Source organism: Marinomonas sp. G8-14, assembly GCF_055808935.1.
On sequence record NZ_CM147891.1, the window covers coordinates 1,691,764 to 1,703,314 of the forward strand.

The 11,551-nt window shown below is 43.2% G+C and carries 12 protein-coding genes; 5 read left to right on the forward strand and 7 right to left on the reverse strand.

Annotation, left to right across the window (positions count from 1 at the left end; all coding sequences use genetic code 11):
* Window positions 1–7: 7 nt before the first annotated feature.
* Window positions 8–943: a LysR family transcriptional regulator gene (locus AC0L6V_RS08725; RefSeq protein WP_111607645.1), complete on the forward strand. Its 936-nt coding sequence runs from the start codon at window positions 8–10 to the stop codon at window positions 941–943.
* Window positions 944–988: 45 nt separating this feature from the next.
* Here the strand turns inward: AC0L6V_RS08725 and AC0L6V_RS08730 are convergent, their stop codons facing one another.
* Window positions 989–2,482 (reverse strand): putative bifunctional diguanylate cyclase/phosphodiesterase, encoded by a 1,494-nt coding sequence (locus tag AC0L6V_RS08730; RefSeq protein WP_265219189.1) that lies wholly within the window; start codon window positions 2,480–2,482, stop codon window positions 989–991.
* A 196-nt stretch (window positions 2,483–2,678) separates the two neighbouring features.
* On the opposite strand from AC0L6V_RS08730, the gene dbpA reads away from it, so the two are divergent.
* From dbpA to guaD, 3 genes are all read left to right on the forward strand, one after another.
* Entirely contained in the window at window positions 2,679–4,061 is a 1,383-nt protein-coding gene (gene dbpA, locus AC0L6V_RS08735) for an ATP-dependent RNA helicase DbpA (RefSeq protein WP_409419674.1), read from the forward strand.
* Window positions 4,058–4,420, forward strand: coding sequence for a VanZ family protein (locus tag AC0L6V_RS08740; RefSeq protein WP_265219187.1), 363 nt, complete (start codon window positions 4,058–4,060; stop codon window positions 4,418–4,420). The genes dbpA and AC0L6V_RS08740 overlap by 4 nt, the downstream gene beginning before the upstream one ends.
* Window positions 4,421–4,508: 88 nt before the next feature.
* Window positions 4,509–5,810 (forward strand): guanine deaminase, encoded by a 1,302-nt coding sequence (guaD, locus tag AC0L6V_RS08745; RefSeq protein ID WP_409419675.1) that lies wholly within the window; start codon window positions 4,509–4,511, stop codon window positions 5,808–5,810.
* A gap of 7 nt (window positions 5,811–5,817) precedes the next feature.
* Here the strand turns inward: guaD and AC0L6V_RS08750 are convergent, their stop codons facing one another.
* Together AC0L6V_RS08750 and AC0L6V_RS08755 are read right to left on the reverse strand one after the other, a co-directional pair.
* Window positions 5,818–6,117 (reverse strand): helix-turn-helix domain-containing protein, encoded by a 300-nt coding sequence (locus tag AC0L6V_RS08750; protein WP_265219186.1) that lies wholly within the window; start codon window positions 6,115–6,117, stop codon window positions 5,818–5,820.
* Window positions 6,110–6,424, reverse strand: coding sequence for a transcriptional regulator (locus AC0L6V_RS08755; RefSeq protein ID WP_265219184.1), 315 nt, complete (start codon window positions 6,422–6,424; stop codon window positions 6,110–6,112). The genes AC0L6V_RS08750 and AC0L6V_RS08755 overlap by 8 nt, the downstream gene beginning before the upstream one ends.
* A 142-nt stretch (window positions 6,425–6,566) precedes the next feature.
* Here AC0L6V_RS08755 and AC0L6V_RS08760 point away from each other — a divergent pair, with 142 nt between their 5' ends.
* Window positions 6,567–6,728 carry a hypothetical protein gene (locus tag AC0L6V_RS08760; RefSeq protein ID WP_265219183.1) on the forward strand — a complete coding sequence of 54 codons (162 nt, stop codon included), beginning with the start codon at window positions 6,567–6,569 and terminating at the stop codon, window positions 6,726–6,728.
* A gap of 11 nt (window positions 6,729–6,739) precedes the next feature.
* Here AC0L6V_RS08760 and AC0L6V_RS08765 read toward each other — a convergent pair whose 3' ends face one another.
* Genes AC0L6V_RS08765 through AC0L6V_RS08780 form a run of 4 tightly spaced genes read right to left on the reverse strand, consistent with a single transcriptional unit; the run spans window position 6,740 to window position 11,548 of the window.
* Complete coding sequence (locus tag AC0L6V_RS08765) at window positions 6,740–7,243, reverse strand: hypothetical protein (protein ID WP_265219182.1); 504 nt, start codon at window positions 7,241–7,243, stop codon at window positions 6,740–6,742.
* Between the two features lies 1 nt (window position 7,244).
* On the reverse strand, window positions 7,245–8,057 hold the full coding sequence (locus tag AC0L6V_RS08770; protein ID WP_265219180.1) for a hypothetical protein: 813 nt from the start codon (window positions 8,055–8,057) through the stop codon (window positions 7,245–7,247).
* Between the two features lie 38 nt (window positions 8,058–8,095).
* Complete coding sequence (locus AC0L6V_RS08775) at window positions 8,096–10,198, reverse strand: site-2 protease family protein (RefSeq protein ID WP_409419676.1); 2,103 nt, start codon at window positions 10,196–10,198, stop codon at window positions 8,096–8,098.
* Window positions 10,199–10,210: 12 nt separating this feature from the next.
* Entirely contained in the window at window positions 10,211–11,548 is a 1,338-nt protein-coding gene (locus tag AC0L6V_RS08780; RefSeq protein WP_409419677.1) for an efflux RND transporter periplasmic adaptor subunit, read from the reverse strand.
* Window positions 11,549–11,551 lie beyond the last annotated feature (3 nt).

Sequence of the window (11,551 nt, forward strand, 5' to 3'; positions counted from 1 at the left end):
AGGTTGTATGGAAATAAGATGGCTTGAAGACTTTATTGCGCTCGCGAAAACACGTCATTTTTCTCGTGCAGCGGATGAGCAAAACGTTACACAACCAACTTTTAGCCGACGCATTAAACTGCTCGAAGAGGAAATGCGCGTCACCCTGATAGACAGAAACACCCTGCCTTTATCTTTAACGCCAGCAGGAGAAGTCTTTCTTCAAAGCGCAGAGCTGATTACAAGACAATTACGAGACGCCAAAGAGCGCTGCCAAGAAATTCGCAAACAGGAAGAGTCTCAAATACGCTTTGTAACAACACAAACATTATTTCTGAGTTTTTACAAAGACGTCATTGAACCGTTTTGTCAAAGTATCAATGTTGATTTAGACATCAACATGAAATCAAGCTCATGGTTAGGGATTGATTTTGTCAATGCGCTTATGGACCAACAATGCGACATCATGTTGTGCTACTGGCATCCTGCGATCAACTTTATCCGTGCCCTCGATGATGAACAATACGAGCATTTGGTTATTGCCGAAGAGACACTTATTCCATGTAGTGCCACAGACAACACAGGGCAACCCAAATTCACCCTGCCCGGAGTAAAAAGAAAACCGCTGCCTTATATTGGCTACTATGAAAACTCTTTTTTACAGCCTGTGATACATCACCATCTACAGCGTCAAAGAGACATCCCGCAGCTGCAGACACTGTCCGAGAACTACCATTCGGTCAGTATCAAAGCCATGGTAAAAGAGGGCTACGGCATAGGTTGGATTCCTAAACGCCTGATGCTAGACACGCTGAACTATGGAAAAGTAGCGTTGGCAGGAGAGGCCAACTGGAATATTCCGCTGGAAATACGACTATACCGTTCAAGGTTTAATCAGAACCCTAATCTCACACAATTCTGGGATACGTTAAAAGAAAAAGTACGTAAAGACGGCACGCTGTAATGGCATCGCTAAGCGCATAGTTGGACAGCAATACTTGTTGCCAGACTATAGTGCCTGTTCATTCAGTGCGACAATCATAGGATCACTCGCTAAAGAATCCGCACCAAGCGCTTTACTGAACAGATAGCCCTGGCCTATATCGCAGCCATATTCACGTAACAAGGTAAGTTGTTCTAGACTTGTAATACCCTCAGCAATGACTTTCAAGTTCAAACTGTGGCTGAGACTGATAATGGCGTTCGTTAAGGCCGCATGACTTTTATCATCAACAATATTTCGGATGAATACCTGATCTATTTTCACATAATGAAAAGGAAGATCTTTCAAATAACTCAAGCTCGAATATCCCGTGCCAAAATCATCAATGGCCAGCTTAATACCAAGATGACTCATTTGACGCAAAAGCTCCGCGCAACTTTTTGCGTCTTCAATCAAAATGGATTCCGTCACTTCAATCTCTAATAAACTGGGATCAATCTTATATTTATCCAACAACATTAATAGTTTAGGTAAAAAATCCACTCTTTTGAGCTGCGCTGCCGAACAGTTAATCGCGATTGGAGGGACGGTAATGCCCTGCTTTTGCCATTCCAAAATATGTCGAAACGTTTGTTCAAACACCCACTCACCCAAAGGCAAAATCACGCCAGTCTGCTCAGCAATCGGAATAAACTCTGCCGGAGATACACGCCCCAGTTCCTCATCATTCCAGCGTAATAGCGCCTCCATCCCCACACAGTGCTCAGTGATGAGATCCACCTTGGGCTGAAAGTGCAATTCTAAACGCTCATTTTGTAAAGCCTGTCGCAAACGAGTCTCTATTCTGACATTCCGCGCAAACTGTTTCCCCATTTCACCATCGTAAAAATAATACGTGGCTCGACCCGCGGACTTGGCGCGATACACAGCCATATCGGCGTTTTTCATTAATGCTGCCGCATCCAAACCAAACTCTGGGTACATAGCAACACCAATCGAACAGCCAATATTAAGCGTCAACGCATCGACAAGGTAACTCTGACTAACATGATCTATGATACTTTTGGATAAAGTCACCAAATCCGATTTACCCTGATCACTGTTCAGCGCCAACAAAACCAGAAAGGTATCCCCGCCCAAATACCCTGCCACAGCCTGTGGCGGACAAACAAAAACAAGACGCTGAGCGACACTAGCCAGTAGCTTATCGCCAATTTCATGACCAAACGCATCATTAATGGTTTTAAAATGATCTAAATCCAACACTAAAGCCGCTAATTTTTTGTCTTGCGCATGACAATTAAGAATTAATTGACTTAACTCTTGTTGAATCTGATAACGACTATATAAACCAGTAAGTTCATCTATTTCGATCCGTTTCTTGACAGAATCAAGGACAGAGTAGTATTTCGATAAGAATTTTTTTGTATAAAAAGACAAAACCAAAGCCAATACACTAAACACCCATAGAGGACTCCATTCCCACGGCATAAAATTGGCCACAACACCACATGCAAAAACAATAAAAAAGACAATGTAGTGTGTGTTTTTATTTTTCACATTATTCCTTGAAGAAGCCATCATCCACTCGTTGCCAATCCGTAAACAAAACCCGCGCCAATACAACTATATCTATACTTACGCCTACTTTACCTAAAAATCATAAAATCAACACGGAATAAATAGTTAAGAAAAGTATTCAGCGTTGTTTTCTGGTATCCTTTGCCCATTATTTATTCCATCGAACGAGTCTCTTGTGATCCAATTCCAGCATGCACTAAACAATCTTTTACCGACCAAACTAACCGCTTTACTTTCAGACATGGGGTTCACCACTTTTACTCCGATTCAAGAACAAAGCTTACCCCCTATGATTGATGGCAAAGACATTCTTGCCCAAGCACAAACAGGCAGTGGTAAAACCATTGCTTTTGCCATTGGTCTGTTGCTAAAAATCAACCCACGCTTCTTTGGCGTTCAAGCTTTGGTTATGTGTCCGACACGTGAATTGGCTGATCAAGTATCAAAAGAAATACGTAAAATGGCTCGTTTTCAGGACAACATTAAAGTTCTGAGCCTATGTGGAGGTATGCCGTTTGGTCCACAGATTGGTTCTTTGGAGCATGGCGCGCATATCGTTGTGGGCACACCTGGTCGCTTGATGGAGCACCTACGCAAGGGCTCACTGAAACTCAATGCCTTAAACACACTCGTATTGGATGAAGCAGACCGAATGCTGGATATGGGATTCATCGACAGCATACGTGAAGTCGTAGAATTAACGCCAAGCAACCGCCAAACTCTGCTTTTTTCAGCCACTTATGGCGACGGAATTGAAGCCATCAGTGCTGAATTCCAAAACCATCCCATCAGCATTAAAGTCGAAGCACAAGAAGACCTTAAACCGAATATCGAACAATTTTTTGTGCGCAGTGAAAACAAAGACAAATGTGAAACACTGCTTGCCACATTACAGCACTTTGAACCACGTCAAGCTATTGTGTTCTGCAACACAAAGGCTGAGTCACAAGTGGTTGCTGATTGGCTAGCAGAGCATAAAGTCGCTGCTCAGGCAATTCATGGCGACCTTGAACAAAGACAACGCGACCAAGTATTGGTTCGTTTTAGCAACCAAAGTAGCTGTGTCTTAGTGGCTACTGATGTCGCTGCTCGTGGCATTGACGTAAAAGAAATTGATCTAGTCGTTAACTACGATACCACCCGTGATACCGATGTTCATACCCATCGCATCGGTCGTACCGGCCGTGCCGGCGCAGCAGGTATTGCCGTCAACCTTGTTACATCCAAAGACGATTACAAGGTGCGTGATATTGAAACACGCTTTAACACTACGGCAAACTTCATCGAACTGGATAGTATTGATCCGCACTATCGTTTGATTCCACAAAAAACCACCATCTCTTTTGATGCGGGTCGTAAAAACAAGCTTCGTCCAGGCGACATATTAGGCGCATTAACAGCGGGGCTAGGACTGGATAAATCGCAAGTTGGTAAAATCGATATTTTTGACTTTCATGCTTATGTCTCTGTCGACAACGAAGTGGCTAAAACGGTAGTCAAAGAGTTCGAAAACAAAAAGATCAAAGGCAAAAATATTCGAGCGCGCATTTTACGATGATCAACAAGCTCACCTCTCCGACAGCACAAGCTGTCGGTTTTGTTTTAGGCGCATTCATCATCTGCCTAGCTACATTAACGCCTGCAGATGTCCTTCCATCAGTGCCAGGTACTGATAAAACGCATCATGTTATTGGCTTTGGTGGATGGGCACTTTTATGTGCTTTTGGCCCAATGAAACGCTTTCTCTTGCTGTCTTTATTCATCATATTTTTAGGTGGCGCCATTGAACTGATTCAGCCTTATGTAAACCGCTATGCGGAATGGTTAGATTTCTACGCGGATGCTTTCGGCGTTATTTTGGTGATACTAGCAAGACTAATAATTGGATTATTTCTTAAATCACAATATAAGGTTTGATGAAAGTACGAAAAAGACCTGATAAAGTATAACCATTCGGTCAAACTTTATATTTCAAATCATTTTAGAAGACACCCACGAGAAACATATGAGCCATTTGAAAGCGTGGCGCTCCGCCATTATTCACTGCATCGCAGATCCCAAAGACGTCGGCATTGATGCCGCCTATGAATACTTTGAAGATGGCTTGCTAGTCATTCAAGACGATAAGATTTACGCCCTTGGTAACGCAGTCGATCTACTACCAACACTACCAGATAACACCCTAGTTGAGCATCATCCAGACGCGCTTATCACACCTGGCTTCATTGATACACATATCCATTACCCACAAACCGATATGATCGGCTCATACGGCGAACAATTACTAACTTGGTTAAACACCTACACCTTCCCAGAAGAAAGTAAGTTTAGTGACAAAACTCATGCTCGCAATGTTGCAGACCGCTTCCTAAAAGAACTTTTACGCAACGGCACAACCACCGCACTGGTATTTGGCACGGTACATAAAGTGTCTGTTGAAGCTTTTTTTGAAGCCAGCGAAGTCCATAATTTGCGTATGATTTGCGGCAAGGTCATGATGGACCGCAACGCACCAGATTATCTAACAGACACACCGGAAACGAGCTATCAAGAAAGCAAAGAGCTTATTGAAACTTGGCACAACAAAGGTCGCTTGCATTACGCCATCACACCGCGTTTCGCACCGACCAGTTCAGACGAGCAGCTGCAATTAGCAGGTAAGCTGCTAAGTGAATACAAAGATGTTTATCTTCACACTCACCTATCTGAAAACAAAGATGAATGTGCGTGGGTACAAGACCTTTTCCCTGCAAGTACCAACTACCTAGACGTGTATGACCAGCACAAACTGTTGAGCGAGCGTTCTGTATTTGCTCACGGCATTCACCTTTGTGATAACGAATACCATAGATTGCACGAAACCGGCTCAGCGATTTCTTTCTGTCCAACCTCTAACCTGTTTATTGGTAGCGGTTTATTCAAACTTAATAAAGCGGAAGAGCATAAAGTGAATGTTGGCCTTGGCACAGATGTCGGCGGTGGAACCAGCTTTTCCATGCTGCAAACCATGAACGAAGCCTACAAGGTGATTCAGCTACAGAACGAGAACCTAAACCCAATCAAATCTCTATATTTGTCTACTCTAGGTGGTGCCAGAGCACTTCGTTTAGACGATAAAATTGGTAACCTGACGGTTGGTAGTGAAGCAGATTTCATCATCTTAGACAAAAAAGCCACGCCTCTACTCACATCACGCTTGGCCTTATCAAAAGGCATCGAAGAGACACTTTTTGTCTTTATGACCATTGGTGATGACCGAGCTATCCAAGCCACCTACTCTGCTGGCAAATGCGTTCACCAACGCTAGAATACCATCAACCTCTGAGACTAAAGTCTTCTCGGATCACTTCTGGATGGCGAAAGGCAATCTCGATGAGCGCCTTAGCAGGTCCAGAAGGCTGACGACGCCCCTGTTCCCATTCCTGTAAAGTACGCGAAGAAATATGCAGCACTTTAGCAAATTCTTTTTGGGTTAAACCCGTTTTACCACGAGCCTCTGTCACCATGTTAGGCTTTGCATAACTCAATCGTGCGGCTTTGCCCGCTTTCATTTCTTTAACAGACTGAAGCAGCTTGTTACCAAGCTCCTCTGCACTCAAAATCTCATTACTCATTTTCTAATACCTCACGAATCGACTTTAAGATATGCGCGGGTATACTTTCCCTGACGGCTTTTTTGTAAATCACTAATAACCAAATCTCACCATTTGCTAACCTAGTGAAGTAGATAACTCTTACTCCTCCACTTTTCCCTGAACCCGCAACCGACCAACGAACCTTCCTACATCCACCACTACCGACAATGGGGTCACCAATTTCCGGATTCGCAGCCAACCAAGCAAAAAAAGAACTTCGTTCTTCCTCTGTCCAAATTTTTCTAGCATCCGCTTCAAATGTAGGCGTTTCAATAATAGTAAACATAATGACAAATATACGTCATTGACGGATTATTACAAGACCAACAAGGTAAAATGATGCGGTAAAACAAAAAAGCTATGTCACTTTCTTTCAGTGTGGCCATTTTTTTATATAATCCGTGCATCACTTTATAAGGTCAAATACCATGAACTCACTTGCCACCGTTGCCCTTGGTGCCTTTGCTATTATTTTCTTCTGCGCCGCGTTAATTGTTGGTCTGGTTATTCTAAAAAAATACAAAGCAGAACAAATACGAATCAATGAATTAGCAAAGAGTCGCCTAGAAGAGAAACAAAAAAACAAGTAACGTTTTTCAATTTAGGGGTAAAGGCGCACAATCCCGCTTTTACCTTCCATATCGCCAAGAATCCACACCTTCTCAAAGGCATGAGGAATAGGAATAGTAATAAGATGCTCCAACGCCTTGATGTCTTCTTTACTCCAAGCAGGATGCGCATTTCGAATCACCAGCCAAACACGCTTAGTATCGTAACGCTTACCGGCTTTATTTTCTAAAATTCGATTCAAAGCCTGCAATAAACGCTCATCTACAGGCTCTGCTTTTAAGGCACGTAGCACGTTACGGGTTGCATCACTTAGGTCACGACCCAGTATTTCCATGGCCTCCTCTTCCGAACCATAAAGGTGCGCAATTTCCAGATCTAGGCGTTCACCTTCTAACATGCAGGAGACATCGGGGCGAATGGGATCATTGTGCCAGATATGACGGATAGGTTTGCCCGTATTACGCTCATAACAACGCATAAAAAGTTTCGCAGCTTGGTGTTCCAGCGCTATTTTTTCTTGCTGACTACTGTGCATATCAAATACCTTTTGGCAACGCCAAATACGCCATCACGGCACTGTCACGAACACGAGATCCCAAATAATATTGCTGCGCTCTATAGTGTCGACAATATTCTATAGCATCGCCTTTGGCGTGCAAAAAATCATTAGGTGCCAAGTTTGATATGACATTACGCCACTTTTGCATCAATGTTTCAGGTGGAGAAGGTAACGCAGACAAAATACGCTCAGCGGCTGAAAATTCGTTACTCATGGTCATGGCTAACATATCGTCGTTCGCCTCTCCCATCCAACTCACCCCATCTTCACGTATATAGATCAACGGCATAAAAGGCGCTAATGCTGGGCAAACATCATTACGATACACGTCAACCCCCCAATAAAACTGGGCAACCTTAATAAATTGCTCAAAACTGGATATATCAGCAAACCCCGAGTCAGCTAAAGGCAAAACTTCCACTCTTGGTTTATTAGGATTGACGGTGTCGTTAGAAACATCCAAATACCAGTTTCCCAACGTCATCGCATTTTGAAAATACACACCGCGCAAATCTCCCCATATTTTCTTTAACACCGCCCCTTTATCAAGCGCGTCTCTTATTAAGGTGATGCCTTCTCCTTTTGGCTGTTGAAGCTGAGTTTGCAAAGCGGTAAAAACAGCGTCACGTATTTCTTTGCAACGTCCTAATGGATAAATTTTATCGCCAAAATAAGGGTAACGAGGCACCAGATCCAGATCCACCGTCAAACGCAAAGTAGCTAAATCTTTTACTACTGCGTCAATTTGTTCAGGCGTCCAATCAATGGCTAAACGGTTCTGCTTTTTCATATCATCATTTTCATTGTAATATCGACATCAGGCCTGATTTAAAAACCAGACTCTCGAATAAACACCCCATAAAGATAACGCAACCCATCGACCAGAAAACTGGTTGGCTCAATAGCTAAACTCACCATACCAAATTGTTGACGATTAAGTTGCGTGCTTCTTTGCAATACTAAATGCACTTCATAGGTGGCTGTTTCAGGGATCAACTCATCGTTTAACTTTTGCGTTGCTATTGCACCACCGTGGGTTGAAGCAAGCCCTGAGTACTGCAAACGTTTTATAGCGATGGGGATAACCTTATCAATAAGCAGGCTTGCCGCCAACGGATTACCATCATTACCTATAAATGAAGCCGTTTCATCATGTTTCAACAATGGAATAAAACGACCATCTATATAGGCTTTAACAATCAGGCTTTCATCATCATACAGTGTTGCCAATGCTGAATGCTCATTGACATAATCACCAACGTTTAAAGATAGCCACTCACCTATATAACCATCATAGGGCGCTCTGATCGCAAGCCTTTCTCTTTGGTCAAGCAAGGATTGTAGACGAGCTTGCTCCCTTGCTATCTGTACTTGTAGACTAGAAAAGGCATCCAATATACCCGCACCGGATCCCGCTCGCTGCCAACTTATTTGCAACGCGTTCAGCCTAGACTGAGTCAACACAATTTGCTGTTCAACATCGGGAGACTCTAGCAATATCAGTAACTGCCCTTGCTTTACCTTTTCATTTGGCGCCACCTGCCAAGCAACCACCCTACCAGCTTCACTGGGATAAAGAGTTTGATGACGTTCAAAAGTAACTACCGCAGGTACACTAATGTGAGTTTTCCATGGCACAACAAGAACAAACAACCCTAAAACACAAAACAATACCGTCATTGTGGTGGCGCGATTAAACGACATATTTTTTCTCAAACTGATCCATACCTTTACTTCTTTCACAATCGGTAGCAACACAAACCAAATAATTTCTACCAAAAAAAGAACAATACCTAATACTTTAAAAGCGAAGTAGTACACCAAAGCGGCAATGCCTAAAAATAAGAAAAACCGGTAAACCCAAGTGCACCACGCATAACTCACCATCAATGCACATTTCTTTCGATTAAGAGGCTCTGGCGGTAAAAAACCAAAACCAAATAGTCGCTCTCGCAAGAACCACTTTCCGACTAAAAAAGAACGTGGCTGCAAGTTTTCCATACCAAGAAAGTCTGACAACGCATAATAGCCATCAAAGCGCATAAACGGACTAATATTAATCAATAAAGACGAAATCCAACTGGTGGTAGCAACAAAGAACAACACACCACGAAGACCACCATCAGGCACGATCCCCCATAAAAATGTCGCCACACAAGCAATGTAAATTTCAACTTTCACCCCAGCGGTCACAATACTTAACCGCTGAAAACGTGAGCGCAAACGCCACGCGTCAGTCGTATCGGTATATAAAATGGGCGTCATCAATAAGAACGCGACGCCCATAGAACTCACTCGACAACCGTAACGCTTAGCCACCAAAGCATGCCCTAACTCATGGGCCGTTTTCACTAATACCAAGGCTAAAATGTAATAAACAATGGCGGATAAATTAAATAAGTCTTGAAAGGTATGAGTAAACGTCTCCCATTGCCTTAACACCATCGCTAAGCCAAGGGCACCAAGTACTAAGGCGATTCTGTCTATACGCCATTTAAAAAGATACCTAGCCAGTGGATAGAAACGATTTAAGAACAAATCAGGGCGGAAAAGTGGGATTTTGATAAATAAGTAATTGTGTAAAAGCCATGATAAAAAATGTTTTTTATGTTGACTAACTTCCGTTCGTAAGCGCGTTAAATCTTTTTCTGTGCGAGCCTCCAAAAAATGATTCGACTCCAAGAAACGCAAGAAATAATCAAACTCCTTCTCATCCACGTCAATGCCTTTTTGAGCAAGCCGAGACAATAACTCATTATCGTGGCTCGCATAACGCCACTCCCGAAAAATATAAAAAGCGGTTCTGGATAAATAGTAAAATTTATTGCTAAGCGGATCAAAAATCTGCCAACGCGGCTCGCCATCTTCGTCTGGCGGAGCCGTCAGTAAAGACAGGTTTTGACGTAATTTAGGCAGTGCGTTCGCTTCCATTTGGACAGACACCTAAAAACCCAAAAATTGACGAATAAAGGTAAGGGGGCGACGCAACAAATAATATGCTAAAGACACCTCATCACCATACAGTTTCGCCGTGCCACGTAAACCAATTCTTGGTGGCTTAATATCACCATGTATATCCGCCACTATCCGATAGGCAATGATCTGATCTTGGGTCAAACTCGGCTCAAAAGACGAATAATTCACCAAAAATGGGAGAGGATTTAAAGGATCCGTATCAAGAAATAGTGTGACCTCGTTACCATGATTTAACGATATAGCGTCAGTAACTGGCAGCCTAATTTCTAACTGTATGTTATTGGGGTCTGCAATCGACATGATACGCTCGCCGACAACGACAGGACGACCTTTCCATTTTTCTGGGTCATCTAGCACCACAACCCCCGCTTTATCGGCTAAAATTTGAGTCTGATCAAGCTTAGTTTGTAAATAATCTCGCTCAATAGTTTTTAGAGCGACCTGAGATTCCAACTCAGCCAATTCCGCTTTTTTTCGACGATCAACATAGCCTGCCTGTTCTGTGGTTCTAAGCTCCGCCATCGCCCTTTCTAATTCACGCTGTGCAACGTCAAAGCGCCCTTGGAACTCCGTTTTATCCATGATGACAATAGGCTGTCCCATGCTAACCAAATCTCCAGGCTTAACCCTTACCTCACTTACCGCACCTGCAATAGCAGACGTCACGAGCAGAGCCTCTTTTGCAATAATCTCGGCAGGGGCTAGCACTGTTAAACGCACTGGAACAAAACCCAGCAAGATCACCACAGCCGCTGTTACTAAGCTCACTTTCTTAGACAATAAGCGACGTCGCCAGACTCCCCATCCAGAGCGTTGGACAAATACCTGCATAGCATGGGCATAGCTGGAAGCCAAATGCTGTAATAGACCTATCTCTTTTTCTGTCCATGGCTGAGACTTTGCGAGCCAAAGCACCCCTACCCTTTGATTGGGTTTAGAAGGAATCAGCAAAGGCAGCCACAACATATACGGAACCGTAAAATCGTTCAAATCGTTCAACAGTGCTGCTGGCAATTTTTTTGTCTCTATCGTGTGAACTTTATTCACCTGATCGGAGGCATTCACCACCGCTGACACCTGTTCCAACCACGCACTAAATGGCGTGGTTCGATCCACCAAAGCGATATCACTGATCGCATTTGTTTTTAAAGATTCTAGTTCCGTCCCGGACAAATACACAGCTTGTTGATAAGGTACTAAATGTCGAGTTATGTTAACTAAAATAAAACCCAAGTCCGTCGCTGTTTCACAACAACGGACTTGCTGCTCTATTTGTAACAATTGAGCAATTGCATTGTCAGACATAAG